The sequence below is a fragment of the Nocardia puris genome, assembly GCF_036051655.1.
Classification (GTDB): Bacteria; Actinomycetota; Actinomycetes; order Mycobacteriales; family Mycobacteriaceae; genus Nocardia; species Nocardia puris.
The window spans coordinates 2461040-2486679 of record NZ_CP107943.1; the positions used below are offsets into that span (position 1 = coordinate 2461040).

Consider the following 25640-nt stretch of genomic DNA (forward strand, 5'->3'; position numbering starts at 1 on the left):
CCCATGGGACGACATGCGGAAGTCATCGGCGGCGGCATCGGCGGGCTCACCGCCGCCACCGCCCTGGCGATCGACGGTTGGACGGTGCGGCTGCACGAGCGTCAGCCGGAGATCCGCGCGGTGGGCGCGGGAATCTACGTGTGGGACAACGGTTTGGCCGCCCTGGATGCGGTCGGCGCGTTCGAGGAGGCGACCCGCGGCGCGCATATCGGCCCGGCCGTGGAGGCGCGGTCGCGCACCGGGAGGACGCTCTACCGGATCGGCATCAACGGTCCCGGGCAGCCGCGCTGCTACACGCTGTTGCGGGACCGCCTGATCGACGCGCTGGTGCGTGCCGCGGGTCGTGCGGGGGTGGAGCTGGTAACGAATTCCCGTGCGGTGCGGGCCGACCCGGACGGCACCGTGACCTTCGACGACGGGCGCAGTGCCACAGCCGATCTCGTGGTGGCCGCCGATGGCGTGCACTCCCGATTGCGCGACCAGCTCGGAATCGCCGTCCGGCGCAAGCGGATGCGCCAGGGCGCGGCTCGGTTGATGGTGCCCGCCACGGACGACTGCTTCACTCCCGAGGACCGGGTGAAGCACCTCGAGTACTTCCAAGGCAGCCGCCGGTTGCTCTACACACCGTGCACGCCCGACCAGATCTACCTGGCACTCGTGGCGGACGCGGACGATCCGTCGATCACCGGCACGACCGTCGACATCACCTCCTGGACACGCGGTTTCCCGGGAATTGCCCCGCTGCTGCGGACTGCCGAGGGAATCCCGTTGCGCTGGGACACCTTCGAATACATCCGGCTCGCGTCCTGGTCGCGGGGGCGGGTCGCCCTGCTCGGCGATGCCGCGCACGCCCAGCCGCCCTACCTCGGGCAGGGCGGCGGCACCGCCATGACCAACGCGGTGTCGCTCGCGGGGACCGTCGGCAGGCGCGGGATGTCGCTCACCGACGCGCTGACGGCGTGGGAGCGCGAGCAGCGGCCGGATGTCGAACGCACCCAGCGCATGTCGTATCGGATGCGCCTGCTCAACGCGGTGCCCGACGTCGTGCGCGATCCGCTGCTGAGCCTGGCCGGACGGTCTTCCGGGTTCGCCGACGCGCAACTCGCGGCGACCAGGCTGCGGCCCGCCGCGAACGGAAGCACTTCATCGAAGAAGGAGTAAGGAATGCTCAACACCTATCGAATCAACGGCGTCGAGATCGGTTTCGACGACCAGGGATACGCGCCCGACAAGCCGGCGATCGTGCTGCTGCCCGGTTGGGGACACGACCACCGGGCGTTCGACCGCCTGCTGCCGTACCTGCGGCCGCACCACCGGGTGGTGCGCGTGTGCTGGCGCGGACACGGCATCGATCGCACGCTGGTCGGCGATTTCGGTGTGGCCGAACAGGTTTCGGACACCATCGGCCTGCTCGACGCGCTCGAGGTGGACCGCTTCATCCCGCTCTCGCACGCCCACGGCGGATGGGTGGCCATGGACATGGCCGACGAGCTGGGCGCGGCGCGGGTGCCCGCGCTGCTGCTGATGGACCTCATCATGACCCCGCCGCCGCCCGAGTTCGCGGGCGGCCTGCAAGCGTTGCAGGGCAAGGACACCTGGCGCGGCGCGCAGCGCGCGTTGCTGGACAGCTGGCTGGCGGGCAGTGTGGACGAAGCCGTGCTGAACCACGTGCTCTACGAGGCGGGCGGTCACGGTTTCGACATGTGGTCGCGCTCGGGCCGCGTGATCGAGAAGGCCTACGCCACTTGGGGTTCGCCCATGGGGCGGCTGGACCGGCTCGCCGAACCGCGCCCGGTGCGCCACGTGTTCTCGCATCCGAAGTCCTCCGACTACGACGCCGTCCACGACGAATTCCAGCGCGCCCACCCGTGGTTCACCTACACCCGCCTCCCCGGACACACCCACTTCCCCGGTATCGAACTCCCCGGTGAAGTCGCGGACGAATTGTTCGATCTTGTGCGCACGGCCTGACCTCACGCGCAGGCCACACCGTCGCGAGCCAGCCCCGATCGCCAGCCGGATCGCCCCGCCGCGAGACTCGGGCGGTGCGGTGCCGGTCGCCCGCCACCCGGGTGACATCATTTCCGGCGTGACCGGATACGACTACGAGCATCTCGACACGTCCACCCTGCCGCCGCGTCAGCAGCGGATCCTCGCGGTGATCCGCGACTGGGCCGTCGAGTGCGGGTATCCGCCGAACACCAGGCAGCTCGCGGACGCGATCGGGGTGCGGTCCACCTCGACGGTGTCCAAGCACCTGCGCGAACTGGAGGAGCGGGGGTTCCTGCGGCGCGGTGCGGGGATGGCGCGGCCCATCGACGTGCGGCTGTTCCTGCGCGGAACTCAGCAGCCGGAAAGCTCCGACAGCGCGGTCACCGTGCCCGTCGTCGGCGACATCGCGGCGGGCACCCCCATCCTCGCCGAGGAGCACGCCGACGAAACCCTCACCGTGCCACGCGAACTCGTGGGCCGTGGCACGGTGTTCGCGCTGCGCGTGCGCGGCGACTCGATGATCGACGCCGCCATCTGCGACGGCGACGTCGTGGTGGTCCGCCAACAGCACGAGGCCCACTCCGGCGACATCGTCGCCGCGCTGCTCGGCGACGAAGCCACCGTAAAGGTCTACCGCCGCAAGGGCGGTCACATCTACCTCGAACCCCGCAACCCCGCCTACGAGGTGCTCGACGGCGACGAAGCCGTCATCCTCGGCAAGGTCGTCTCGGTCCTGCGCCGCGTGTGAGCGCCTACGCCAGCGGGTCCTTGCCGCCGAGGAACATCTCGAAGGAGCGGTAGGACTCGAGGTCGGCGAAGTGGCGGGAGTAGAGGTCGGTGGTCGGGGCGTCGGCGATTTCCTCGGTCGCCTCGTTCACGTCGACCAGGGCGTGGAGGCGGACGTAGCGGCCGTCGGCGGGCTCGTATGTCTCGCGGTCGATGTGCTCGCGCGCGGCGGACCGCCTCTTCGCGATCCGCCGCGCGTACGAGCACGAAGTCTTCGCGATAGAACACGCCCGCGCCGTCTCCCTTGCCCAGTGCGTAGACGATCAGGGCGACATACGAGGTCACGCGTTTTCGAGGCGGCGCAGTTGTTCGGGGATATCGAAGGAGGCGGGCGGCCAGTCCAGGTTCAACCGCTCCAGGGCTTCGATCAGCAGTTCGGTGATCGCCAAGCGGGAGAACCACTTCCGGTCGGCGGGGACCACGTACCAGGGCGCGTGGGCGGTGGAGGTGCGCGAGAGCATGGCCTGGTACGCCTCCTGGTAGGCGGGCCAGTACGCGCGCTCGTCGATGTCGGCGGGGTTGAACTTCCAGTATTTGTCGGGGCGCTCCAAGCGTTCGCGCAGCCGCGCCTTCTGCTCGTCCAAGGAGACGAACATGGCGACCTTCACCAGTGTGACGCCCTCGTCCACGAGTTCGCGCTCGAAGTGGTTGATCTCGTCGTAGCGCGGCTCCCACTCCGAGCGCGGGACCAGATCGTGCACCCGCACCACCAGCACGTCCTCGTAGTGTGAGCGGTCGAACACGCCGAGCTGACCGCCACGCGGCAGCGCTTTGCGGATGCGCCACAGGAAGTGGTGGCGCTTCTCCTCCGGCGTCGGCACCCCGAAGGCGGCGTGGTCGACGCCCTGCGGGTCGACCGAGCCGATCACGTGCCGCACGATGCCGCCCTTGCCCGCGGTGTCCATGCCCTGCAACACCAGCAGCACGCTGCGCTTGTCGCCGGAGCGGCCGTTGGCGTACAGCTTCTCCTGTAGATCGGAGAGCACCCCGCAGCGCTCGACCAGCAATCCCTGGGCATACTTCTTGTCACCGGTGAACCCGGGCGTCGCGGAGGGATTCAGATCCGCGATCCGCAAACCATCGGCTTTCAGGGCCTCCATGGCCGGAACGGTCCAGTGCTTCGACATCTCCCACACTTACCACGGCGGACCGTCGGGGACGAGTGGTCTCGGGCGTGGCGCGCCCTCTCAGCGGATCTGCGCCAGCCGCAATAGCTGCGCGGCGAATTCGTGGTCGGACACCGGGGTGAGGATCAAATCGTGGGAAGTGGTGAGCAGGTAGCGGCCGTCGCCGCTGAAGTCGAGCCAGGTGCGGTGGCGGGTGGGCGGCGACATCGGGTTGTCCGGCTCCACCGTGACGGTGATGAATCCGCGGCAGTCGACCGGCTTGCGCAGCGTCTGCCGGAAGCGCGCGGCTCCGGCTGGCGAGGGGGCCTCCACACCGTCGGTGGTGAGCACCGCTTCCTGCGGTTCGCGCATCGGGCCGAGCCGCCCGGCCCGCGCCGGCCCGATGATCTCGACCAGGCGCTGGCCGAGGCTGCGCGCGTGCATCATCCGCACGGTGACCTTGTCGGGCGTCGCGACCAGCACGGCCGCGTGCTTGTGCACCACGGCCGCGAAGGCGAGGATGCGGTCGGCGGCGGGACCGCCCGGCCCGCCGCGCTCACCGGACACGGTGAGGGTGGTGGCGTCGGAGCGCGCGCAGAGCATGAGCGCGGCCGCCAGGTCCGGATCGGCCTGCCGGGCGAAGCGCTGCGGCAATCGCAGTGCGGCGTACTCGGTTTCGGTGCGCACGGTGGCGGCGGGCGCCATGTTGATCGGATACGGCCTGCGGTCCAGTCCCGTTTCGCTCTCCCAGACGTGGCTGAACTCGTCCGGGGTGAGAACCCATCTCACCGTGCTCCGCTCCCGCCGCTCGCCGGGCCGTCCACGGTGGGGAACCGGGGCACGTTGTCGCCGGTGGCCGGCATGGTCGGGGAGTACAGGTAGGTCATGGCGTCGGCGGCGTCGGCTTGTTCGGCGGCCGCGGCCAGATCGTGGTCGAGCCTGCGGCGGCCGCCGAAGACGGCCTCGGCGGCGGGGTCGTCCAGCGGGACATAGTGCCCAGGCGGTGGGATCGCGGCCCGAACTGTCTGCGCCGCATCGCGATTGAGCTCCATCAGCCGCTGCACCGCGCGGCACACGTCCTGGGCCTGCGCGCCGACGCCGAGGAACGTCCGGGTGGCCCGCTCGGCGGCGAATGCGGATTCGCCGGACCAGCGCGCGAATTCGCGCGCGGTGGTGTCGGCGAACGTCTGGAAGGCCTCGCCGACGGCGTCCGCCCCGGCCTGCCACGCGGCGGCCGTCGCGCCGAGCGCCCCCGGGTCCAGCCGCTCGTGGACGTTCTCCCAGATCTCGGCGTGGGTGTACGCGCCGAAGCGTTCCCGGTCGGGCGCGTAGGCGGAATCGATGCCGGCGCTCGATGTTTCGGCGGCGGAGGCGAGGGCGCGCCGACGGGCGGTCAGCGCGTCGGCGGCGGCGCGGGCGGCGGCGTCCACGGTCACCACCTCCCGGCGTGGCGACGCCGGAGTGCGCGGCGGGTACCCGGCTCGGCGGTGTGGCGCGGCGTGCTCATCGCGCCCCTCGTCCGGCGGGAGTTTTCGCACCGCGTCGGTGTGATGGGCGCGGCGCGGAAAAGCTTGTGCGCGGAGCGGATACCCGGCTCGTCGACACGGCGCGCGGTGCTCATCGCGCCTCCAAATGCTCGGTGACCAGACTCAGCGCGGCGCGATTCGCCGCGTCGGCCTCGGCCAGCCGCCGCCCCGCCGCCAGATAGGCAGCCTTGAACAGCAACGCCGTCTCCTGGAAAGCGGCGACGGTGTCGAGGAATTCCCGTCCCTTGGCGCCGAATCCGGCCGCCAGCGCGTGCCCGGTCGGCAGGTCGGGGAAGCCGGTGACCTCGGTGAGCGCGTGCGCGCCCGCCACCGCCCGGTGCAGATCCTCGACCAACCGGTCGCACGCCGCGGCCAGGTGCTCGGCCACGTCGCCGTCCAGTTCGAAACGCGCGCCGCCGGTTTCGCCGATCGCGGCCGCGTACAGTTCCCGTGCCAGCCCCTGTCCCGTGTCCGGGATCGCCATGCGGTTCGCCCCCTTCCGCTCGGTCCACACCCACCGCCGTACTGGTCGGCACTCTACCCGCGGGTAACGGCGGTCGGGACCGGCTCGAAGGGCCGACCCGGCTGTGATGTGGCACACCATCGGCGCGCGGCGAACCGCGGCGCCCGACGGTGTGCGGGGCGAGATCTGGTGGGGCACAGGGGGATCGCGAAGTCCGGCTCGGGCGTGACGCCCCGGCTCGTCAGGCGCGCTGCACGTCGATGGTCATGCCCGCGGCGCGCAACCGGTCGGTGAGCGCGTCACCCATCGCGGCGGCGGGCGTGAGCACACCGGCCAGCTCCGGCTGCTTGTCGGTGTCGAACGCCAGGCACAGCCCGGCCTCGCCCAGCAGCACGGCGGTGGCCTGGTAGCCGGGGTCGCCCTTGCCCGCGAACGTCGCCACGTACTTCGCGCCGGAGGTGGTGTGCGCGAAGGTCTTCATGCGGAACCAGCCACTGCGCCGGGACTCTTCGCTCGGGCCGGTGCCCGGCTTCGGCAGCACCTTGTCCAGCAGCTTGCGGCCCAGCGACACTCGCGAGAGCACCGCGCCGGTGGCCAGCCCGGCCACGAGACCGCCCGCGAGACCGGCCGCCACGAGCGGCGCGACGGGCGAGGAGCCCGCGCTCATCACCTCGCGGTAGCGGAAGTTCTTGCCGTACACCCAGCCCAGCAGTCCGTTGCTGCGCCGCACGATCTTGGTGTTGTGCGCCGCCATCACGAAGGTGCTCACCCAGCCGTCCAGACTGGGGTCGATGCTGCTCGCGCGCTGCAACGCCTGATCGGACTGGCGGCCCACGTCGGGGTCCATCGCCTTGTCCGGGCTCAGCGAATACGGGTGAGCCAGCACCGAGGCCTTGCTGGAATCGGCGGCGATCGCCTCCATCATTGCGCGGCCGGAGTCGATGGTGCCGCCGCTGACGCCGCCCTTGAGCGAGGCGATCAGGGTGGTGTCGGTGAGTTCGCCGGTGTTGTCCTCGACGGTGCGGCGGTAGAGCTGGTAGACGCTCAGATCCGACGGAATCGAGTCGTAGCCGCAGGAATTCACGATCTTCGCACCCGTAGCGACGGCTTGGTCCTGGTAGCCGTCGATGGCGTCGCGCACGAACAGCGGCTCGCCGGTGAGGTCGGCGTAGTGGGTGCCCGCCTTCGCGCACGCCGCGACCAGCGGCAGGCCGTAGCGCAGGTAGGGGCCGACGGTGGTGACCACGACCTTGGTGCGCGCCGCGAGCGCGTCCAGCGCGCCCTGATCGGTGGAGTCGGCCACCAGCAGCTCCCACTGCGCGGCGGCCGGGCCCAGCTCGTCGCGGACGGTGCTCAGCTTGTCCAGCGAGCGGCCGGCCAGCGCGATGCGCGCCCCGGCGGGCGCCGCATCGAGCAGGTACTTCGCGGTGAGCTTGCCGACGAAGCCCGTCGCACCGAAGAGGGCGAGGTCGAACTCGCGGTCGTCTGCCATGTGTGTGTCAACTCCCGATCGGATGTGGGTACTCAGGCTTCGCGGCGCGAACGCCCGGCCTGGCGGATTCTCTTGGCGGGCGTGCGCTTCTTCGGTTCCGCTGTCGCGGTCTTCGCCCCGGCTTTGCGCTTGCGCCCCGCCGGCCGCACGACGGGCCGCTCGTCGAGCCACTGCCGGTGCGCCACACCGAGTTCGGTGGCGGGCGGTTCGTCGTAGAGCCATTCGCGGGCGATGCGATGCCAGTTCGCGGTGACGTTGAGCTGGCCGAGCATGCCGAAGGTGAGGAAGTCGGCGCGCCGGGAGAACAGGTGCTCCGGCGGCAGGTTCTGCTGCTTCATACCGGCGAACTCGCTGGCCCTCGGGTCGACGGCGAGCAGGAACGCGCCGCTGGCCAGCTCGGGGGTGATGGTGAGTTCCTCGTCCACCAGGCACCATTCCGAAGCGGCGAGCACGTATTCCAGACACTCCTCGGCGCCGATCTCGTCGGGGGAGTCGATCACCCCGCGCTGGATCATCAACTCACGCAGGTCTTCCGCGCGGTCCTCGGCGGCCGCGCGCAGGCAGATCGCCTCGAAGCGCACGTGCTCGGGGTCCATCCGGTTGAACAGGCCGAAGTCCAGGAAACCGACCCGGCCGTCCTCGGTGAGCAGCACGTTGCCCGGGTGCGGATCGCCGCAGAACTCGTTGAACGTGAACAGCGAACCGACGTAGAAGCGATAGATGATCTCGCCGATGCGGTTGCGCTCGGCGTCGGGGAACTCGCGCAGCTCGTCGAATCCCTTGCCGGGCAGGTACTCGCTGACCAGCACGCGCGTGGTGCTGAGCTCGGGCAGCGAGCGCGGCACCCGGATGAACGGGTGGCCGTCGTAGAGTTCGGCGATCTCGAGCTGGGTGGCGGCCTCGGCCTCGTAGTCGAGTTCGCCTTCCATGTTCAGGCGCAGCTCGTCCAGCACCGCGGGGGTGACCCACGGCATCGCCGAGGTGAGCACCTTGCGGAACATGTTGAGGTTCTTCAGGTCCGCGCGCACGGCGGCGTCGATGCCGGGGTACTGCACCTTCACCGCGACCACCCGGCCGTCGTGCAGCCGGGCCCGGTAGACCTGGCCGATCGAGGCGGCCGCCACGGGCTCGGACTCGAACTCGGCGAACATCGAATCCAGCGGCGCGCCGTAGTCCTCCTCGACCACGCGGCGCATCGCCTCGAACGAGACGGTGGGCGCGGCGTTGCGCAGCACGGCCAGCCGCTGCTGGAAACGCTCGCGATGCGGTTCGGGCACCAGATCCAGATCCAGCACCGACATCATCTGGCCCAGCTTCATGGCGACGCCCTTCATGGTGCCCAGCACCATGACCACCTGTTCGGTGGTGCGGATCATCGACTCCTCGGCCATTTTGGCCCGCACCGCCTCGGATCTGCCCCGCATGGACAGTCTGGTGCGCTGGGTCCGCAGTACCGAGCTGGCCGCCACGGCACCGAGCTTGGTGCCGCGAGCCAGCCGGGATGTCGGCACTTGCTTCGCCATCGAGGTACCTCCATTGGTGCCGACGGACTCGCGATGGCACACCCCACGTGCGCACCGCCCGCGTTCAGACTAGCCAACCCCTCGGCGTTGTCGAGTCGGCCGTCACAGACAGCTGTTCGATCAGGAGTCGGCGTCGGTGACGGGCGCGGGGATGACGTGCTTCTGCTTGTTGAACAGCTCGCGGGACCCGCCCGCGCGCGCCATGCCCTCGATGGCGCTCCAGGCCATCATGGTGAGGTAGTCGATGACTGCTTCGCGCGACATGGTCTTGTCGGTGGTCCACCAGTGCGTGGCGAGCTGGATGCCGCCGACCAGGACGTAGGACCACAGCATCGCGCCGGTGGTGTCCAGGCCGAGCGAGCCCGCCTTGTCCACGATGACGGTGCCGACCACTTCGGCGAACAGCTTCTCGAACTCCGCCAGCGAGGAGGAGTCCGACCCGCCGCTCATGATGAAGCGGTAGACCTCGGGGTCCTCGTCGACGGTGCTGACGTAGGCGGCCAGCGCGGAGCGCACGAGCTGGAACTCGTCGGCGTCGAGGCTGATCGCCTCGTACACGCGCGGCATCAGCGTGATCTCGATGAACCGCTGCATGGTGGCGTGCACGAGATCGCTCTTGTCGGAGAAGTAGCGGTACAGCACGGTCTTGGAGACGCCGATCTCGGCGGCGATCTCGTCCATGCCCGCGTTGCTGCCCCGGCTGCGCACGGCGGCGAGGGTGCCGTCGACGAGTTCCTCGCGACGGTCGATCTTGTGCTGACGCCAGCGGCGTTTGCGGCCGTCCATCCGGCCGCCGCGCACCGCAGCCGGTCGCTCGGCGCGCTCACCGATGTCGACAAGGTCTTCGGCGGACAGCGTGGGCTCCCTCGTTCGTGGTGGTCCGTGGCCAGGCACGGGTGGTGGGACCAAGCTTATGTGCCGCGGAAGTGCTATAGGCCCTTTTGGCGGCCGGATGCGGTACGAACCACACAGTTTCCGTCCCGGATGCGGTACGCGCCACACAAATGGGCCGCGCGGGAGCGGGCCGAGCGCGCCGGGCACAGCAGAATGGAGGGCATGCAGAAAGCTCTCGGCACCCCCGCGGTCCTGACGGCGCCCGCTCCGGCGGCACCGAACGGGTTCTTCGTGGACGAGGCCGCCAAGCGCCGCGACCTGTTCAAGATGAAGGCCTTCGCCACGGGACTGCTGGCCTTCGCCACGGCCGTCTATCTGTTCTGCCGCTGGCTGGAGTCGCGCGGCGGGGGCGGTGACTGGGTCGGGTACGTGCGGGCCGCTTCCGAGGCGGGCATGGTCGGCGCGCTCGCCGACTGGTTCGCGGTGACGGCGCTGTTCCGGCATCCGCTCGGGCTGCCGATCCCGCACACCGCGATCATCCGCAGGAAGAAGGACCAGCTCGGGGCCAGCCTGGGCAGTTTCGTGGGCACCAACTTCCTGGCGCCGGAGGTGGTGTCGGAGAAGGTGCGCTCGGCGCAGGTGTCGCTGCGGATCGGGCGGTGGATGGCCGATCCGGGGCACGCGGCGCGGGTGGCCGAGGAGAGTTCGACGATCCTGCGCGCGGTGGTGGGCGTGCTGCGCGACGAGGACGTCGAGCAGATCATCGACAACACCATCGTCAAGCGGATCGCCGAGCCGTTGTGGGGCCCGCCGATCGGCCGGGTGCTGGCCGAACTGCTCGCCGACAACCGCCAGCTGCCGCTGCTGGACATGCTCGCCGAACGCGCGCACCAGTGGGCATTGGGCAGCCAGGAGACGATCGACCGGATCGTTTTGCGCGACGCGCCGCAATGGGCGCCGAAATTTGTAAACATTCTGCTTTCAGAAAAGATCTACCGGGAGCTGGTCGAGTTCACCTGGAAGGTGCGTTCGAACCCCGAGCACGAGGTGCGGCTGGCGGCCAATCGATTCCTGGAGGAATTCGCCGAGGATCTCCAGCACGACGACGCCATGATCAAGAAGGCCGAGCGCATCAAGGCCCAGATCATGGGCCGCGAGGAGATCACCGGGATGGCCGAGGCCACCTGGCGCGCGGCCAAACGTCTCATCCTGGAATCGGCCGACGATCCGAACAGCACCCTGCGCCGCAAGGTGGGGGAGAATGTGCAGCAGCTCGGCGAACGTCTGCGCGACGATCCCGAGATGCGCGACAAGGTGGACGGCTGGCTCGACCGGGGTGTGCGCTACCTCGTCTCGAATTACGCGGCCGAGATCACCACACTGGTCACCGACACGGTTGCCAAGTGGGATGCCGAAGAAGCGAGCAAGAAGATCGAATTGCAGGTGGGGCGCGATCTGCAATTCATCCGGATCAACGGAACGGTCGTGGGATCACTGGCCGGACTGGTGATCTACACGATTTCGCAGTTGCTGTTCCAGCACTGATCCGGTGCGCGCCGGGGGTTTGCCGAAGGCGTGCTAACAGGGGTGCTTGCAATAGTTAGCACCCTCCCCTAGAATCGGACACGTACAACCGCCAGAAGGTGAGTGATGGCAGACCGTCCCGAGGTTTCCACCGAGTACACCGGCGCTGCGGCCGACTTGTCGGACGACGCCGGAGAACGCGGGGGCCGCGTCGCGAACGCGGCGCACGACATCGGAGGGTTCATCAGGGCACAGCGAGAAGCCGCGCAAGTCTCGCTGCGTCAACTCGCCGCGCTGGCGGGGGTCAGCAATCCGTATCTCAGTCAGATCGAGCGCGGATTGCGCAACCCCTCCGCCGAAGTGCTCGCGCAGATCGCCAAGGCGCTGCGCGTGTCCTCGGAGGTGCTGTACGTACGGGCTGGCTATCTCGAGCAGCGGCCGCACAGTCCGGTCCGGGATGCCCTGCTTGCCGACACGACCATCAGTGAACGGCAGAAGCAGGTCCTGCTGGACATCTATGAATCGTTTCGCCGGGAAAACGGAGGGAACGAGCCAGGGGGGGAATGGGACAGCGACGTTCCGCGCACGACAACCGACACTCCGCCACGCCAGGAGAACGAAACACCATGACCGAGAAGAACGCCACCGTGACCAAGCCCCTGTTCGCCGCCGTCGGCGCGGGCGATGCCGTGTACACCGCCGCCCTGGACGTCGTCACCCAGGTGCGCGAGCGCGCGGCCGCCACCGATGTGACCGGCCGGGTCGAGGAGGCGCGCGAGCGCTTCGCCAACGTGCCCGCCGACGTGCAGGCCCAGTTCGATTCGCTGCGCGAGCGCCTCACCGGCCTGCCGTCCGAGCTGCCCGAGGACCTCGCCGAGCTGCGCGAGAAGTTCACCTCCGAGGAACTGCGCAAGCTGGCCGAGGAGTACTACACCAAGGTTCTCGACCTGTACGCCGACCTGGCCGAGCGCGGCGAGGACACCGTCGAGCGGCTGCGCGCCAACCACCTGGTCGAGGACCAGATCGAGCGCGTGGAGACCCTGTACAAGGACGCGGCCACCCGCGCCGAGGAGGTCCTGGACCGCGTGAACGGCCTGATCGGCCGTCCGGGCAAGACCGAGGACGCGCCGGCCGAGCCGGTCGTCGACGCCGAGGTCGTCGCCGTCACCACCGAGACCGCGCCCGCCGCCAACGGCGCGCCGAAGAAGGCGCCCGCCAAGAAGGCGCCCGCGGCCAAGAAGGCCCCCGCGAAGAAGGCCGCCCCCAAGAAGGCCTGACCTCGCCGGTCTTTCACGTATCGACGCCCCCTTGCGCACTGCCGCACGGGGGCGTCGCTCGTATCATGGTGGGGTGAATACCGTGAACGGGTTGACCGGGCTGATCATGCTGGTGCTGTGGCTCGCCGCGCTGGGCGCGGCGATCTTCGCCCTGATCCACGCCATCCGCCAGCGGCCCGACGCGTTCACCGCGGTGGACAAGCAGACCAAGCCGATCTGGCTGGCCATACTCGGTGTGGCGCTACTGCTGTTGCTGCTGTCGCCGGGCCGTCTCGGATTGCTCGCGTTCGTCGCGATCATCGGAACGGGCGTCTACCTGGCCGATGTGCGGCCGAAGGTGGACGAGGTCCAGCGCGGTCCGCGCTGGTAGCGGTAGTTCTCGCGCCCGCGCCGCCCCTCGCGGGCGGTCGCTGATGCGGCGTGTTCGCTCGGCCCGATGCTCAGGCATCGGGCCGTTTTTTTGTGCCGTCCGACTGGCGCCGCGCGTTACTTCGGGTTACTGTATCGAGCAGTAACACAAAGGAGTGTCGATGCGCGCACTGTCGCCGATCGCGTTGACCGAGCTGCCGGGAAAGGCTCGGGACCTGCTGAACGCCCACCGCGCCGCCCTGCGGGCGCGGACCTTTGGGAACCCCGCCCTCAACCCGCCGACCGCACCTCGCACGGTCATCCCCGTCACCGCCACCGACGGCGCGAAGCTGCGCGTCCACGCCTACGGCCCGGACGACGCGCCCGCCGTGGTTCTGGTGCACGGCTGGACCTGCGCCATCGAGTACTGGAACGCCCAGATCAACGAGTTCGCCGGTGCGTACCGCGTCATCGCCTACGACCAGCGCGGTCACGGCGAGAGCGAGCGCGGCACCGCGGCGCTGACCTGGGACCAGCTCGCCGACGACCTCTCCGCCGTCCTCGACGCCGCCCTGCGGCCCGGTGAGCGCGCCGTGCTGGTCGGCCACAGCCTCGGCGGCATGACCATGCAGGCGTGGGCCGGCCGTCACCCGGAGCAGGTCACCGAGCGGGCTCTCGCCGCGCTGCTGGTCAACACCGCCGCCGACCGGTTGGTCGCCGAGACCACCGTGGTGCCGCTGCTGAACCGCACCTGGTTCGGTGAATTCGTGGCGCTGCCGTTCTGGTTCGGCCGCCTCGGCCTGGGCACGCCCATCGTGTTCCCGCCGCTGGCGCCGGTGCGCTGGGCCTTCGCCCGTCAGATCATGAGCCTGGCCGCCGACCGCGAACTCGTCGACTACAGCATGGCCGTGGTGCGGTCGTGTCCGGCCGCCGTGCGGGCCCGCTTCGGGTTCCTGCTCGCCGATATGGATCTGGGCGAGTCGGTGCGAAACCTGGTGGTGCCCACCACGATTCTGGCCGGGTCCAAGGACGATATGACCCCGCCGGTGCACTCCGAGCGCCTCGCCGCGCTGCTCGCCGAGACCGGCAACCTGGTGCGCTACCAGGTGTTCGACACCGGCCACCTGGGCAACGTCGAGGCCTACGAGCGCTTCAACGAAGAGCTGGCCCGTGTGCTGGCGGCGGCCACCGAATCCGTCGAGGTGGTCGAAGCCGTCGGCTGACACGCGCCGAACGGACGCGGGGCGGATCTCGGGCCGCCCCGCGTTTCGCGCGTCCGGGGGAGGGTGCGCTGCTGGTGGACGATGCCGTGGCGGCTGCTCGCACTGCGCCGATGCGAACCGGCCGGTGCGCGACCTGGGCCGAACCGGCGGGTGCCGACGGTCGCCGGGGCGTTCGCCGGTCCGACTACCTCAGCTGAAGACGACGGTGCGGCGTCCGTGCACCAGGACCCGGCCCTCCAGATGCCAGCGCAGGCCCCTGGCCAGCACCACCCGCTCGATATCGCGGCCCTGGCGCACCATGTCGCGCACCTCGTCGGCGTGATCGATGCGGATCACGTCCTGCTCGATGATCGGGCCCGCGTCGAGTTCCGCCGTCACGTAGTGGCAGGTCGCGCCGATGAGTTTCACACCGCGCGCGAACGCCTGGTGGTAGGGGCGCGCGCCCACGAACGAGGGCAGGAAGCTGTGGTGGATATTGATCGCCCGGCCCGCCCAGTGCTCGCACAGTTCCGGCGGCAGCACCTGCATGAAGCGGGCCAGCACCACCGCGTGCGGGTCGTGCGCGTCGACCAGGGCGCGGACCTCCTCGAACGCCGGGCCGCGCTCGGCCGGGTCCTTCGGGAACGGCACGTGGTGGAACTTCACGCCGTGCGCCTCGGTCATCGCGGCCAGGTCGGGGTGGTTGCCGATGACGGCTTCGATGGTGGCGGGCAGCTCGCCCGCCGCGGCGCGCCCGAGCAGGTCGTGCAGGCAGTGCCCGTCCTTGCTCACCAGCAGCACCGCGCGGCGGCGCTCGCCGGAATCGAGCAGCTGCCATTCGGTCTCCGGCCCGAGTTCGCGCGCCACCTCGGTGAACCGCTCGCGCAGTTCGGCCAGGCCGAACGGCACGGTCGAGGCCTTGATCGCCTGGCGGGTGAAGAACCAGCCGGTGTCGTTGTCCGAGTGGTAACCGGCCTCCACGATGGAGCCGCCGAAGTCGGCGATGAACGACGTGATGCGGGCGATGATGCCCGGCCGGTCGAGGCAGCCGAGACCGAGCACGAAACGGCGGTCGTCCGGTGCGGACGGTGCGGAACTCATGGGCCCATCCTCGCAGGCAGCCGCGCGCGGACCCGGCGCGGCCCCGCGCGGATGCGGTGAGTTCGCCGCGCCCCTCGGATGCCGCCATCGCCCCGCCTCCCGCACATCCCGGCCGACCGTCCGCGCGCACCAACCCATTACCCTGTCTCGAATGGCACGTCGACTGGATTACTCCGCTCGCTACCCGTTGCACACCTCCAAGGAGGTGTACGAGGCGCTGACGACGCGTGCGTACTGGGAGGCGCGCATCGAGGAGATGCGGAAGTACACGCCGGAGAACGAAGTGGTCAGCCACGAGGTCACCGACTCCGGGATCGACGTGGTGCTGCACCACACCCTGCCGCGCGAGATGCTGCCGGAGATCGCGCAGACCGTGATGCGCAAGGACATGATCATCACCCGCAAGGAGAGCTGGGGTCCGTTCGACGGGCAGCAGGCCGAGGGCAAGTTCTCGGCGTCCATCCCGGCGGGGCCGGGCAGCCTGGGCGGCACCATCAAACTGTTCCCCACCGAGACCGGGTCGACCGTGCGGTTCTCGTCGGAGGCGAAGGTCTTCATCCCGATGGTCGGCCCGCGCCTGGAACAGCTGATGCTGGTGAACCTGGTCGACCTGTTCCGCGCCGAGGCCGAGGAAACGGTGCGGTGGCTGGAAGAGCGAAACCCGACCAGCTGAGCAAACCCGTCGGCACCGTCACCCGCGGCACCACCGGGGTGAACCGGCTGCGGCGCAGCGATCGGTGGTTGGTGCACGACGCGCTGGTATCGGAGCGGTTGCGCGCGGCGCCCGATCCGCTGGTGGTGGATCTCGGGTACGGCGCGAGCCCGTGGACCACGTTCGAACTGGCGTCCCGGCTGCGCGCGGTGCGCGCCGACGTGCGGGTGGTGGGTCTCGAGATCGACCCGGCGCGCGTGGTTCCCGGCCGCGACGGTGTGACGTTCGCGCGCGGCGGTTTCGAACTGGCCGGGCTGCGCCCGGTGCTCGTGCGCGCCTTCAACGTGCTGCGCCAGTATCCGGAATCCGCTGTGCCCGACGCGTGGTCGACGATCCTGTCGAACTTGGCGCCGGACGGCCTGCTCGTCGACGGCACCTGCGACGAACTGGGCCGCCGCTGCGCGTGGGTGCTCCTGGACCGCACCGGCCCGCTGTCGCTGACGCTGGCGTGGGATCCGTTCACCGTCGAGCGCCCCTCCGACATCGCCGAACGCCTCCCGAAGGCGCTCATCCACCGCAACGTCCCCGGCGAACCCGTCCACGCCCTGCTCGCGGCCGCCGACCGCGCCTGGTCCCACACCGCCCCGCTGGCACCCTTCGGCCCGCGCGTCCGCTGGCGCGCCACCGTCGAAGCCCTGCACGCCCAAGGGATCCCGCTGCGTCGCTACCGCCGCCGCATGCGCGACAACGTCCTCTCCGTCCCCTGGCCCCAGGTCGCCCCGAACCCCTGACCCCGCCGTTGCCCTAAGCTGCCTCTGCTATGGCTCTCAACGCGACAATGCACAACTTCTCGGTACAACTGGCCGACGTGGATCGGGGGGTGTACGAGGAGTTGGAGTTGCGGGTGGCCAGGCATCCGTCGGAGACCGCGGAGTTCATGGTGACGCGGCTGCTCGCGTACTGCCTCGAATACGAGGAGGGAATCGCCTTCAGCGACGGTGGGGTGTCGTCCACCGACGAGCCCGCCGTGCTGGTGCGGGACCGGACCGGCCGGCTGACGGCGTGGATCGAAGTGGGCGCGCCCGACGCCGACCGCGTGCACCGGGGCAGCAAGCTGGCGGGACGGGTCGCGATCTACACGCACCGCGACCCCGCGAAAGTGCTGGCGCTCTACGCGGGCAAGCGCATCCACCGCGCCGAGGACATCCCGCTCCACAGCTTCGACCGCGCGTTCATCGATGCGGCGGTGGCCGCGGTGGACCGGCGCAACACCGTCACGTTGTCGGTCACCGAGCGTCAGCTGTTCCTGGAGATCAACGGCGCGTCCCTGTCGGGATCGGTCACCGAACACCGGATCGATCAGTGATCCGTGCCATACCCCGGGGCGCGGGCGCGGCCGCTACGTCGTCGCGGGTGTCGAGGTAAGTAGGTCCCGCCACCGGTGCGTACTTCCGCCGGCCCGGCCCGCGCGCCCACCATCGGTGCGAAGGTCGCGTCGTGGAAGGGAAACGCAGATGAGTTCGGTGACGGTGATGGGTCTGGGCCCGATGGGCCAGGCGATGACACGCACGTTGCGCCGGGCGGGCACGCGGGTGCGCGCCTGGAACCGCAGCGTGGAGAAGGCTTACGCCATGCGGGAATTCGGTGCGATCCCCGCCGAGAGCCGGGCCGAAGCGGTGGATGCGAGCGCGGTGATCGTCGTGAGCCTCACCCACTACGCCGCGATGTACGACGTGCTCGAGCCGGTCGCCGACCGGTTGGCAGGCAAGACGATCGTCAACCTGTCCTCCGACTCCCCGGAGGTCACCCGCGCGGCGGGCGCCTGGATCAGGGAGCGAGGCGGCAGGTTTCTCGCGGGCGGCGTGATGGCCGATCCGGCGGGCGTGGGCGGCGCGGAGGCCACCGTCTTCTACAGCGGTTCCCGCGCCGCCTTCGACGCATGCGTGGATCTGCTCCGCCCGCTCGGCCGCCCCGAATACCTCGGTGCGAACGAGGGCACCGCGCAGCTCTACTACCAGGCCGTCCTGTCCATGTTCCTGCCCGGACTGCTCGCCTTCGAACAGGCGCTGGCGATGATCGCGGGCTCGGGTGAGTCGATCGAGCGTTTCGCGCCGCACGCCCGGCGCGCCATGGCGGGGATGCCGGACTCCTACCTCGCGCTGGCCGCCATGGCCGCCGAGGGCGGGTGGCGCGACACCGCCCACCTGCGCATGATGGCTGCGGGCGCCCACCACGCCCTCGACACCGCCACCGCCGCCGGTGTGGACGCCACCCTCGCCGCCGCCGTCGCCTCCTACTGGGACCGCGCCCTCGCCGCCGGTGACCGGGCGGGCGAACCGGTCTCGACCTACCAGATCCTGCGCGGCGAGCACCCGAACGCGGCCCGAGCCGCGAACGGCTCTTCGGCGTCCGCGTCGTAGGTGTCCCCACCGAACAGTCCAGCACCGCTACGGCTTCGGCGAATCCCCGGCAGGGCTGCGTGATCCGGATGCGCGGACCGCGAATAGAAGCCGAGCCGGAGGAGGAGAGGGCAGGACTGCGCGTACCGGCGCGCGACACACCGAGCCTCGGCGGGCGATCTCACCCGCGACGGGTCAGGCGGCGCGGGGGTAGGTGAGGGGGAGGGCCGGGAGGTGGAGGGTGCGGTCGAGGCGGAGGGTGAGGGCGCCCGCGGCGGCGAGGGCGACGGTGGTGAGGTCCTCGGCCATGGTGAGGTCGTCGTCGGCGAGGGCGAACAGGGAGATGTCGAGGGTGCGCGGCGCGTCGGGCACGGTGGGCGCGGGGGTGAAATCGGTGGCGGTGGCGGGGCATCCGGACAGCAGCATGATCGCGGTGGCGAAGCGGATCAGCGGGTCCTCGGGGAGGGGCCGTCCGCTCGCGGCGGCGGTGAGCGCGCCCGCGAGATCGGGGTGACCGGGCGGCGTCGGCTGCCGCAGGACACGGCTCCACCGCCGCAGCGGCGGGAACACGGCCAGATCGGTGCGCCCGGACCAGCGGCGCAGCCCGGAGTCGAACAGCGTCGTCACCGCGCACCGCCAGGACCGCGGCCGCTCGACCACGCCCAGCAATCGCACGTGGTGGCACGGCATTTCGGCGGACACCGCCACCGGGTCGAGGGTCAGGCTCATGGCGGCCTCCGTGGCTCAGGAACCGGTGCGACGGTCGGGCGGCCGGTGCGGGGCGGTGTGGTCGGCGCGCGACACGTGACTGGTGCGCCACGCCTCGGAGAAGAAGAACGCCGCGCCCACCAGCAGCGCCACCGAGCAGATCAGGACCGCCACGAGCGCGACGGTGCGCGGTCCGGCGTCGTCCTGGTGGAGCTGGATGAGCAGCGCCGCCACCAGCGGGCCCATCGCGATGAGCACGGGTATGAGCAGGAGCAATCCGGTGGTTATCAGAGATGTCGGGGAGAGCCAGTGCTGCGACCACGGGGCGATGCGGCCGAGGCCGCGCATTTCCGGTTTCGAATGCTGCGTTGCCATAGGACCCGACCTCCAGACTTGCTCTTGAACCCACCTGCCGAAAAGCGATCTATCTGGAGAAATGGACGATACCGGTGTCCATGGCGGCATGAGTCGATCTACATCGAAAAGTGATCTTCACTGTCCGGTGTGTCACTTGAATTCGGCGATCCCCGACTCGGGGTGGTTGACCGTTGGATAACTACCTGATTGCCGTTTCAGTGCCCGGTCAGCGCGCGGACGCGGCCGGTGAGCAGCGCGACGGGAAATACCGAGCGCGGCTCGAACGGGAGATGCCAGAGTCCGCCGTGCGCGGCCCCGGTGGTGAACAGCGACTCCGGGTTGGCCTCGTCGGGCGGGGGAGCGTGCAGATCGGCGACCACCTTCGCGGCCAGCAGGGTGCCCGCGGTCTCGGGCTCGAACACCTCCAGGCCGAATCGAGGGGCGACCCGGTAGACCGCGGACAGTCCGCTGTTGCCCCGTGCGGCCCTGGTCCAGGTGAGCGGGGCGACCGGGTAGGAGACAGTGTGCCCGTCGTGCCGCGCGAGGGTCGCGCGCCAACGCAGGATGCGCTGGGCGAGCGCGTAGTTCGGTCCCTGCAACGAGGTGAGCGCGTCGGCGATCGACCACGTGGCCCCCTCGGAGTCGGTGCAGTGGGTGCCGTAGTTCGGCTGGTAGAGCGCGGATCCGGTGAGTATCCGCAGCACATCCTGGGCCACGCCCCGCGCACCCCGCCCGTGCAGTTTCGTGTGCGCCTGGGCGACAACGGTTTCCGGGACGGCGTAGCTGTCGGTGGGTGCGCCGAGTCCGATCAGCGCCGCGTCGGACCGGGCGCCGAGCAGATCGGTGGCGAGCGCGTCCAGCGCCGCCGCCAGCCGGACCGCCCCGGGCCCTCGGCGCGTGACGTATCCGCCGAAGACCGGCCGCGCGTCGTCGGTGAACTGCCCGCGCAACCATCGCGCGAGCGCGGGCAGACGCGTCACGAGATCCGCGCCCGGCCCGTCGGTGACGGGATGGCGCAGTGTCCCAGCGCTTTCGGCGGCCCACTCCGTGAGTTCACGCCACCGCGCCGGGGCCGGGCGTGCGATCGCGAGCACGTCGGCGCCCCAGCGCAACAATGGCCGCACCGGCGCGAGTTCGCTCGCGCCCGCGATCACGACGCGGAAACCGCTCAGCGACAACCACTCCGGATGGTCGATCACGCGTTCGACGGCGGCCGCGAATCCCGGTTCGACCAGGCCGCCCCGCCGCCACTCGGTGAGCGCGCGTAACAGCGTGTCCTCGGTCAGCGTCTCGCCGTGATACGGAACCTCCAGGCGGCCCGGACTTTTCGCCCGTCCTTCGACCGTGCCGGAGTCGAGCTCCTGGGCGTCGGTCTCGGTCAGCGACACCTCGCTCAACGGCCGCACCGAGTATCCCGACACGAACCGCAACAGATGACGCGCCGCGCGCAACCCCTCACTCGCGATACCCGCCGATGCCGCGGGCGAACTCGCGGCCAGCGCCGTCATCGCGCGGAACACCGCACGATACTGCCGCGACCAGTTCCCGCAGGTCTCCACCCACTGCGCCATGTCCGCGTCGTAGCGGCGCACCGCGTCGGCGATCACGGCGGCGCCGAGCATATCGGCCACGCGTTCGGGCTCCCCGGACGGAAACACGAGATCCCACCTACCCGCACCTACCGTCCCCATGCTCGAAACCCTGCCATGTTCAGGCGCCCCGCAACACCGCACCGCGGTGGAATTGATAGCGCAACCGGATCATTCACAGCGCCGACAGCGCCCGGCGGACCCGCGCGGCGGCTCGCGGCGGCAGACCCGCACCCGCGGAACGGATCTCGGCCCCCTCGCATCGGTGCAGGAAGACGGCGTCGGTGACCACCTCGTCCAGGGCGCTCTGCCCGATATCGGCCTCGGCGAGGTCGAGCACCGTGCGCACCGGCGTGGTGACCAGGAACGATCCCGCCGACTCCACGTCGTCGCGCACCAGCCTGCGGCGCAGCACCACAAGGCGCGGTGTGACCGGCGGGCGCCCCGCGCCCACGGACAGGTGCAGGAACCGGGGACGCAGCCTGCCGAGCCCGTGCAGTTCGGCGGCGCTCTGATGGGACACGGCCGCCGCGCCGTCGAACCAGGCCGCCCACATCGCGTACTCGTCCAGCGGGCCGTCGGGCCATTCGGTGAGCCGCAGCATCCCGACGCCCGCCCTGGTCACCGTTCCGTCGCCGAGGGCCGCGCGCACCCTGGCCTCGCAGCCGGTGCGCAGCACCTGGCGGGTGGTGAAATACCCCGCGTGCCGCCCGGCGAGCCTGCGCAGCACGCGCCACCCTTTGTCCACGGTCTCGGGTGCGCGGCCCGCCGCTTCGCCAGCCATACCGACCAGGCTACGCCCGAACTCTGTGTCACATGTCACAATCGGGACCCTCACCGAGCCCACAGAGGTCACTCAGAAACGTCCGGAAGAATCGGCCCCATGAGCACGAAGCCGTCCACCGCGCCGAAAGTCAGCAGGCGCACGCTGGTGATCGCCCTCGCGGTGGTCGCCACGCTGCTGGTCACCGTCCTGGTCGGCGGCGAGGCGTACGCCCGCCACGTCGTGTCCCGGTGCATCAGTACGCAGTTCGAACGCGAGATGGGTTCTCAGATCGACGTGAGCTTCGGCGCCAAGCCGATGCTCATCACCTGGCTCGACGGCAAGGTGTCCTCGGTCAGGGTCGACAGTCTCGACAATCAGTTCGGCCCCGCCGTCGGCATGGACGTGCACGCGACCTTCAACGACGTCGAGGTGATCGACAACGGCCGCGGCGGCGGCGTGGTCGGCAGTTCCTCGGCCGAGGTGACCTGGTCCAACGAGGGCATCAGGGACACCCTCGGCGGGCTGGTCAGCGGTGTCACGTCCTCGCAGAACAACGACATGATCACCCTGGACGTGCTCGGCGGCTTCGCGCAGTTGCAGGTGCAGCCGCAGGTGAGCGCGGGCGCGGTGGACGTGCGGACGCACTCCGCCGAACTGCTCGGCATCGGGCTGCCGACCGATCTGGTGGCCGGCATCGTCGAGCTGTTCTCCGACAGCTTGCAGAGCTATCCGCTGGGGCTGAAGGCCACCAGGATCACCGTCACCGACGACGGCATCGCCGTGCACCTGGAGGGTGGGCGCGCGGAGATGCCGCCGTCGTCGGGGTCCGAAACGAGTTGCTGAGCGGGCGTTCTCCGGTAGGGGCCGAAAGGGCGTGCGGGAGTGAGGGTTCGGCTGCCCGGATGGTCGCCGGGCCCGCGTGCGAGGGGATCGGCGTCAGGCCGGGAAACCCTCGAGCACGGCACGGGATTTCGACAGGCCCAGCCGGGTGGCGCCCGCGGCGATGAGTTCGGCGGCGGCTTCGGCGGTGCGGATGCCGCCGCTGGCCTTCACGCCGAGCCTGCCGCCGACCGTCTCGGCCATCAGCCGCACCGCGTGCGCGCTCGCGCCGCCCGCCGGATGGAAACCGGTGGAGGTCTTCACGAAATCTGCGCCCGCGCGTTCGGCGGCGCGGCAGGCGCCCACGATCGCCTCGTCGGGCAGGGCGGCCGATTCGATGATCACCTTGAGCACCGCGCGGTCGCCGATGGCCTCGCGCACGGTGACGATGTCGGACAGCACCGCGTCGTAGGCGCCCGCGAGCGCGGCGCCCACGTCGATCACCATGTCCACCTCGGCGGCGCCCTGGTCGACGGCGAGGCGGGCCTCGGCGCCCTTCACCAGCGAATGGTGTTTGCCGGAGGGGAATCCCGCGACCGTGGCCACCACCAGGCCCGGCGCGCGCACCGGCAGCATCGACGGCGACACGCAGATCGCCAGCACGCCCAGCTCGCGCGCTTCGGCGATCAGCGCCGTCACGTCGGCGTCGGTCGCCTCCGGGGCGAGCAGGGTGTGATCGATCATCCCGGCCACGTCGGCCCGGGTCAGCGCCGCGGAATCTGCCATGGACCGGAGTCTGGCACACGGGGAAGGCAATCCGATTGCGCGGGCCGCGCGGCGTACCGCACACTCGTAGGCGTCGGTGGAAGCGGGCGACCGCGACGTTGGTACCTACTCCTCGCCCGCGCGAGGAAGAGCCCCTCGCTCAGGAGGAGACACCGTGCTGATCCGTCGTGAACGGGCTGCCGACGCCGCAGCCGTCGCGCAGGTCCACCGCCGCGCCTTCGGCGAGCTGTCCGAGCGCGAGGGCAGGCCCCTCGACGGCGACCCGCCCGAGGTGGCGCTGGTCGACCGGCTCCGCCAGAGCGAGAGCTGGATTCCCACCCTCTCCTTCGTCGCCACCGAGGTCGACACCGTCATCGGCCACCTCTGCCTCACCCGCGCCTCCGTGGGTCCGTTCCCGGTGCTGGCGCTGGGCCCCATCGGCGTCCTGCCCACCCACCAGTCCACCGGGGCGGGCTCGGCCCTCATGCACGCCGCCCTCGGCGCGGCCGACGCCCTCGACGAACCATTGATCGGATTGCTCGGAAGTCTGGAGTGGTACCCGGGATTCGGCTTCGTGCCGGGCGTGCGCGTGGGCATCGTCCCCGACGTGGCGGACTGGACGTCGCACTTCCAAGTGCGCACGCTGTCCGCATTCGAAGTCGAGATCAGCGGCGAGTTCCGCTACGCGAGACCGTTTTACGAGCTGTGAGAGCGGTGCCGGTGCGCGCCGCGTCGGCGGGACACCGGCACCAGCCGTTCAGTTCTGGGCGAGCCAGGTGTTGGTGAACTCCTCTTCCGACTGGAGGAGTTCGGTCAACCGTTCGGAGATGGCGGATTCGATCTTGCTGCCGAAGAGGGGGACCTTCACCTCGATGGTGCCGGTGACGGTGGCCACGGCGGAGGTGGCGTCGCCGGTGAGGGTGACGGTGCCGCTGATGGTGGCGGGGGCGCCCTCGACGCGGACGTCGAAGGTGGCGTCGTTGCCGGACCAGGTCTCCACGCGCGGGATGATCAGGTCGCCGGGGCGCACGGCGGTGATGGCCGGCGGGAGCAGTTCGGCGGCGATGGCCTGCACCATGTCGATGCGTGCCTTGTCACCGTCGACGGTGACCGACTCCAGCCGAGCGTTCGGACCGCCGACCTCGGCGATGCGGTCCTTCCAGTACTGCTCGGTGGAGATGGCCGCGCGGACCGCGGCGACGGGGTGGGGATAGCGGGCCGTGAACGCCAGCGGTGTAGCCATGGTTCGACACGCTACCGTCTGGAGCGTGCGAACTACACGTGTGGTGGCGACCGATCGGGTGCGTGACGTGCTGGCCGAGACCGGCGCGACGGTGCGCGACGGCGTCGCCCTTGCCGAGCTGACCACGTTGCGCGTCGGCGGCCCCGCGGTGCTCGCCGACTGCGCCACCACCGACGCGCTCATCGCGACGGTGCGCGCGCTGGACGCGGCGGGCATCCCGGTCCTGCTGCTCGCGGGCGGTTCGAACCTGCTCATCGCCGACGACGGCTTCGATGGCGTGGTGGTGCGCATCGCCACCGGCGGTGTGGAGATCGGCGCGGACGGCGTGGTCGCCGAGGCCGGTGCGAACTGGGATTCGGTGGTCGAAGCGACGGTCGCCGCCGGGCTCGGCGGACTCGAATGCCTTTCCGGCATCCCGGGTTCCGCAGGCGCGACGCCGGTGCAGAATGTCGGCGCCTACGGCGTGGAGGTGGCCGATCTGCTGCGCCGGGTGCGGCTGCTGGATCGTCCCACCGGCGAGACGCGCTGGGTGGCACCGGCCGAACTCGGCTTCGGCTACCGCACGAGCGTGCTCAAGCACCGCGACGACGCCGTGGTGCTCGCCGTGGACTTCGCGCTCAACCCCGACGGGATGAGCGCACCGCTGCGCTACGGCGAGCTGGCCAGGGCCCTGGACGCCGCCGACGGCGAGTCGAAGCCCGCCGCCGCGGTGCGCGAGGCGGTGCTGCGGCTGCGCGCGGGCAAGGGCATGGTGCTCGACGCGGACGACCACGACACCTGGAGCGCGGGCTCGTTCTTCACCAACCCGGTGGTGCCGCACGAGCGCGCCGACGCCGTGCGCGCGGCCATCGCGGCGCATGTGGGTGATGTCACGATCCCGACGTATCCGGCCGAGGGCGGGGTGAAGTTCTCCGCGGGCTGGCTCATCGAGCGGGCGGGTTTCGCGAAGGGCTTCCCCGGTCCCGGCGCGGCCGCCCGGCTCTCCACGAAACACACTCTGGCGCTGACGAACCGGGGCGGGGCGAGCGCGGCCGACCTGGTGGCGCTGGCGCGTACGGTGCGCGACGGGGTGGCCGAACGGTTCGGCGTGCGGCTGGAACCGGAACCGGTGACGGTGGGCGTCACGCTGTAACCGGGCGAATCGGGCGAACCGCCGCGGGGCGGGTGA

Annotated in this window: 30 protein-coding genes; 15 read left to right on the forward strand and 15 right to left on the reverse strand. The window is 70.5% G+C overall.

Translation table 11 applies throughout. The features are described 5' to 3' along the window. Positions 1-3 precede the first annotated feature (3 nt). The 3 genes from OHB21_RS11030 to lexA all read left to right on the forward strand — a co-directional run bounded on the left by OHB21_RS11030 (position 4) and on the right by lexA (position 2740). Positions 4-1161: an FAD-dependent oxidoreductase gene (locus tag OHB21_RS11030; protein ID WP_195124621.1), complete on the forward strand. Its 1158-nt coding sequence runs from the start codon at positions 4-6 to the stop codon at positions 1159-1161. Positions 1162-1164: 3 nt separating this feature from the next. Then, complete coding sequence (locus tag OHB21_RS11035; protein ID WP_195124622.1) at positions 1165-1971, forward strand: alpha/beta fold hydrolase; 807 nt, start codon at positions 1165-1167, stop codon at positions 1969-1971. Between the two features lie 118 nt (positions 1972-2089). Continuing rightward, entirely contained in the window at positions 2090-2740 is a 651-nt protein-coding gene (gene lexA, locus OHB21_RS11040; protein WP_195124623.1) for a transcriptional repressor LexA, read from the forward strand. Between the two features lie 4 nt (positions 2741-2744). Here the strand turns inward: lexA and OHB21_RS11045 are convergent, their stop codons facing one another. From OHB21_RS11045 to OHB21_RS11080, 8 genes are all read right to left on the reverse strand, one after another. Then, entirely contained in the window at positions 2745-2870 is a 126-nt protein-coding gene (locus OHB21_RS11045; RefSeq protein WP_267466129.1) for a hypothetical protein, read from the reverse strand. A gap of 189 nt (positions 2871-3059) precedes the next feature. Beyond that, entirely contained in the window at positions 3060-3905 is an 846-nt protein-coding gene (locus tag OHB21_RS11050; RefSeq protein ID WP_195124624.1) for a polyphosphate kinase 2 family protein, read from the reverse strand. A gap of 60 nt (positions 3906-3965) precedes the next feature. Beyond that, a complete protein-coding gene (locus tag OHB21_RS11055; protein WP_067505907.1) occupies positions 3966-4673 on the reverse strand; it encodes an ESX secretion-associated protein EspG in 708 nt (235 codons plus the stop codon). Next, positions 4670-5314 (reverse strand): hypothetical protein, encoded by a 645-nt coding sequence (locus OHB21_RS11060; protein ID WP_232331676.1) that lies wholly within the window; start codon positions 5312-5314, stop codon positions 4670-4672. The genes OHB21_RS11055 and OHB21_RS11060 overlap by 4 nt, the downstream gene beginning before the upstream one ends. A gap of 187 nt (positions 5315-5501) precedes the next feature. Next, positions 5502-5894, reverse strand: coding sequence for a hypothetical protein (locus OHB21_RS11065; protein ID WP_067505910.1), 393 nt, complete (start codon positions 5892-5894; stop codon positions 5502-5504). Between the two features lie 220 nt (positions 5895-6114). After that, on the reverse strand, positions 6115-7365 hold the full coding sequence (locus tag OHB21_RS11070) for a saccharopine dehydrogenase family protein (RefSeq protein WP_067505913.1): 1251 nt from the start codon (positions 7363-7365) through the stop codon (positions 6115-6117). 32 nt (positions 7366-7397) lie between these two features. After that, positions 7398-8888 carry an ABC1 kinase family protein gene (locus tag OHB21_RS11075; RefSeq protein WP_067505916.1) on the reverse strand — a complete coding sequence of 497 codons (1491 nt, stop codon included), beginning with the start codon at positions 8886-8888 and terminating at the stop codon, positions 7398-7400. Positions 8889-9008: 120 nt separating this feature from the next. Continuing rightward, a complete protein-coding gene (locus OHB21_RS11080) occupies positions 9009-9689 on the reverse strand; it encodes a TetR/AcrR family transcriptional regulator (protein WP_084537424.1) in 681 nt (226 codons plus the stop codon). Positions 9690-9944: 255 nt separating this feature from the next. Between OHB21_RS11080 and OHB21_RS11085 the strand changes: the two genes are divergently transcribed. From OHB21_RS11085 to OHB21_RS11105, 5 genes are all read left to right on the forward strand, one after another. Beyond that, entirely contained in the window at positions 9945-11267 is a 1323-nt protein-coding gene (locus OHB21_RS11085) for a DUF445 domain-containing protein (RefSeq protein ID WP_195124625.1), read from the forward strand. Between the two features lie 105 nt (positions 11268-11372). Then, entirely contained in the window at positions 11373-11876 is a 504-nt protein-coding gene (locus tag OHB21_RS11090) for a helix-turn-helix domain-containing protein (RefSeq protein ID WP_067505919.1), read from the forward strand. Then, positions 11873-12523: a heparin-binding hemagglutinin gene (locus tag OHB21_RS11095; RefSeq protein ID WP_067505923.1), complete on the forward strand. Its 651-nt coding sequence runs from the start codon at positions 11873-11875 to the stop codon at positions 12521-12523. Before OHB21_RS11090 ends, OHB21_RS11095 begins: the two co-directional genes overlap by 4 nt. 73 nt (positions 12524-12596) lie before the next feature. Continuing rightward, entirely contained in the window at positions 12597-12893 is a 297-nt protein-coding gene (locus OHB21_RS11100; protein WP_113975142.1) for a DUF2516 family protein, read from the forward strand. Positions 12894-13053: 160 nt separating this feature from the next. Then, the gene (locus OHB21_RS11105) at positions 13054-14094 is read left to right on the forward strand and encodes an alpha/beta fold hydrolase (protein ID WP_067506400.1); all 1041 of its coding nucleotides are present in this window, start codon (positions 13054-13056) and stop codon (positions 14092-14094) included. A gap of 189 nt (positions 14095-14283) precedes the next feature. Here OHB21_RS11105 and purU read toward each other — a convergent pair whose 3' ends face one another. After that, positions 14284-15174: a formyltetrahydrofolate deformylase gene (purU, locus tag OHB21_RS11110; protein WP_067505927.1), complete on the reverse strand. Its 891-nt coding sequence runs from the start codon at positions 15172-15174 to the stop codon at positions 14284-14286. A 151-nt stretch (positions 15175-15325) separates the two neighbouring features. Between purU and OHB21_RS11115 the strand changes: the two genes are divergently transcribed. The 4 genes from OHB21_RS11115 to OHB21_RS11130 all read left to right on the forward strand — a co-directional run bounded on the left by OHB21_RS11115 (position 15326) and on the right by OHB21_RS11130 (position 18246). Beyond that, positions 15326-15847: a DUF2505 domain-containing protein gene (locus tag OHB21_RS11115; RefSeq protein WP_067505930.1), complete on the forward strand. Its 522-nt coding sequence runs from the start codon at positions 15326-15328 to the stop codon at positions 15845-15847. Further along, on the forward strand, positions 15817-16617 hold the full coding sequence (locus tag OHB21_RS11120) for a class I SAM-dependent methyltransferase (protein ID WP_195124626.1): 801 nt from the start codon (positions 15817-15819) through the stop codon (positions 16615-16617). Before OHB21_RS11115 ends, OHB21_RS11120 begins: the two co-directional genes overlap by 31 nt. 29 nt (positions 16618-16646) lie before the next feature. After that, positions 16647-17192: a YaeQ family protein gene (locus OHB21_RS11125; RefSeq protein ID WP_067505933.1), complete on the forward strand. Its 546-nt coding sequence runs from the start codon at positions 16647-16649 to the stop codon at positions 17190-17192. Between the two features lie 115 nt (positions 17193-17307). After that, positions 17308-18246 (forward strand): NAD(P)-dependent oxidoreductase, encoded by a 939-nt coding sequence (locus tag OHB21_RS11130; protein WP_324192005.1) that lies wholly within the window; start codon positions 17308-17310, stop codon positions 18244-18246. 174 nt (positions 18247-18420) lie between these two features. Here OHB21_RS11130 and OHB21_RS11135 read toward each other — a convergent pair whose 3' ends face one another. The 4 genes from OHB21_RS11135 to OHB21_RS11150 all read right to left on the reverse strand — a co-directional run bounded on the left by OHB21_RS11135 (position 18421) and on the right by OHB21_RS11150 (position 21663). Continuing rightward, positions 18421-18954, reverse strand: coding sequence for a hypothetical protein (locus tag OHB21_RS11135; RefSeq protein ID WP_067505940.1), 534 nt, complete (start codon positions 18952-18954; stop codon positions 18421-18423). A 15-nt stretch (positions 18955-18969) separates the two neighbouring features. Further along, positions 18970-19308: a hypothetical protein gene (locus OHB21_RS11140; protein WP_147265841.1), complete on the reverse strand. Its 339-nt coding sequence runs from the start codon at positions 19306-19308 to the stop codon at positions 18970-18972. Positions 19309-19505: 197 nt separating this feature from the next. Further along, on the reverse strand, positions 19506-20981 hold the full coding sequence (locus OHB21_RS11145) for a hypothetical protein (RefSeq protein WP_067505946.1): 1476 nt from the start codon (positions 20979-20981) through the stop codon (positions 19506-19508). Positions 20982-21054: 73 nt separating this feature from the next. Beyond that, positions 21055-21663: a hypothetical protein gene (locus OHB21_RS11150; RefSeq protein ID WP_067505949.1), complete on the reverse strand. Its 609-nt coding sequence runs from the start codon at positions 21661-21663 to the stop codon at positions 21055-21057. A 99-nt stretch (positions 21664-21762) separates the two neighbouring features. On the opposite strand from OHB21_RS11150, the gene OHB21_RS11155 reads away from it, so the two are divergent. After that, on the forward strand, positions 21763-22488 hold the full coding sequence (locus OHB21_RS11155; RefSeq protein ID WP_067505952.1) for an LmeA family phospholipid-binding protein: 726 nt from the start codon (positions 21763-21765) through the stop codon (positions 22486-22488). A 93-nt stretch (positions 22489-22581) separates the two neighbouring features. Here the strand turns inward: OHB21_RS11155 and deoC are convergent, their stop codons facing one another. Beyond that, the gene (gene deoC / locus OHB21_RS11160) at positions 22582-23250 is read right to left on the reverse strand and encodes a deoxyribose-phosphate aldolase (protein ID WP_067505956.1); all 669 of its coding nucleotides are present in this window, start codon (positions 23248-23250) and stop codon (positions 22582-22584) included. A gap of 154 nt (positions 23251-23404) precedes the next feature. Between deoC and OHB21_RS11165 the strand changes: the two genes are divergently transcribed. After that, positions 23405-23938: a GNAT family N-acetyltransferase gene (locus tag OHB21_RS11165; RefSeq protein ID WP_195124627.1), complete on the forward strand. Its 534-nt coding sequence runs from the start codon at positions 23405-23407 to the stop codon at positions 23936-23938. 48 nt (positions 23939-23986) lie between these two features. On the opposite strand, the gene OHB21_RS11170 is transcribed toward OHB21_RS11165, so the two are convergent. Continuing rightward, positions 23987-24472, reverse strand: coding sequence for a DUF2505 domain-containing protein (locus tag OHB21_RS11170; protein WP_067505963.1), 486 nt, complete (start codon positions 24470-24472; stop codon positions 23987-23989). 43 nt (positions 24473-24515) lie between these two features. Here OHB21_RS11170 and OHB21_RS11175 point away from each other — a divergent pair, with 43 nt between their 5' ends. After that, positions 24516-25604: a UDP-N-acetylmuramate dehydrogenase gene (locus OHB21_RS11175; RefSeq protein ID WP_407675236.1), complete on the forward strand. Its 1089-nt coding sequence runs from the start codon at positions 24516-24518 to the stop codon at positions 25602-25604. Positions 25605-25640 lie beyond the last annotated feature (36 nt).

Coding starts and splice junctions, on each gene's coding strand:
- deoC (WP_067505956.1), bottom strand. CDS start 23,250: ATGGCAGATTCCGCGGCGCTGACCCGGGCCGACGTGGCCGGGATGATC.
- OHB21_RS11075 (WP_067505916.1), bottom strand. CDS start 8,888: ATGGCGAAGCAAGTGCCGACATCCCGGCTGGCTCGCGGCACCAAGCTC.
- OHB21_RS11070 (WP_067505913.1), bottom strand. CDS start 7,365: ATGGCAGACGACCGCGAGTTCGACCTCGCCCTCTTCGGTGCGACGGGC.
- OHB21_RS11030 (WP_195124621.1), top strand. CDS start 4: ATGGGACGACATGCGGAAGTCATCGGCGGCGGCATCGGCGGGCTCACC.
- OHB21_RS11145 (WP_067505946.1), bottom strand. CDS start 20,981: ATGGGGACGGTAGGTGCGGGTAGGTGGGATCTCGTGTTTCCGTCCGGG.
- OHB21_RS11150 (WP_067505949.1), bottom strand. CDS start 21,663: ATGGCTGGCGAAGCGGCGGGCCGCGCACCCGAGACCGTGGACAAAGGG.
- OHB21_RS11050 (WP_195124624.1), bottom strand. CDS start 3,905: ATGTCGAAGCACTGGACCGTTCCGGCCATGGAGGCCCTGAAAGCCGAT.
- OHB21_RS11140 (WP_147265841.1), bottom strand. CDS start 19,308: ATGGCAACGCAGCATTCGAAACCGGAAATGCGCGGCCTCGGCCGCATC.
- OHB21_RS11105 (WP_067506400.1), top strand. CDS start 13,054: ATGCGCGCACTGTCGCCGATCGCGTTGACCGAGCTGCCGGGAAAGGCT.
- purU (WP_067505927.1), bottom strand. CDS start 15,174: ATGAGTTCCGCACCGTCCGCACCGGACGACCGCCGTTTCGTGCTCGGT.
- OHB21_RS11065 (WP_067505910.1), bottom strand. CDS start 5,894: ATGGCGATCCCGGACACGGGACAGGGGCTGGCACGGGAACTGTACGCG.
- OHB21_RS11125 (WP_067505933.1), top strand. CDS start 16,647: ATGGCTCTCAACGCGACAATGCACAACTTCTCGGTACAACTGGCCGAC.
- OHB21_RS11155 (WP_067505952.1), top strand. CDS start 21,763: ATGAGCACGAAGCCGTCCACCGCGCCGAAAGTCAGCAGGCGCACGCTG.
- OHB21_RS11035 (WP_195124622.1), top strand. CDS start 1,165: ATGCTCAACACCTATCGAATCAACGGCGTCGAGATCGGTTTCGACGAC.
- OHB21_RS11170 (WP_067505963.1), bottom strand. CDS start 24,472: ATGGCTACACCGCTGGCGTTCACGGCCCGCTATCCCCACCCCGTCGCC.
- OHB21_RS11135 (WP_067505940.1), bottom strand. CDS start 18,954: ATGAGCCTGACCCTCGACCCGGTGGCGGTGTCCGCCGAAATGCCGTGC.
- OHB21_RS11090 (WP_067505919.1), top strand. CDS start 11,373: ATGGCAGACCGTCCCGAGGTTTCCACCGAGTACACCGGCGCTGCGGCC.
- OHB21_RS11115 (WP_067505930.1), top strand. CDS start 15,326: ATGGCACGTCGACTGGATTACTCCGCTCGCTACCCGTTGCACACCTCC.
- OHB21_RS11095 (WP_067505923.1), top strand. CDS start 11,873: ATGACCGAGAAGAACGCCACCGTGACCAAGCCCCTGTTCGCCGCCGTC.
- OHB21_RS11085 (WP_195124625.1), top strand. CDS start 9,945: ATGCAGAAAGCTCTCGGCACCCCCGCGGTCCTGACGGCGCCCGCTCCG.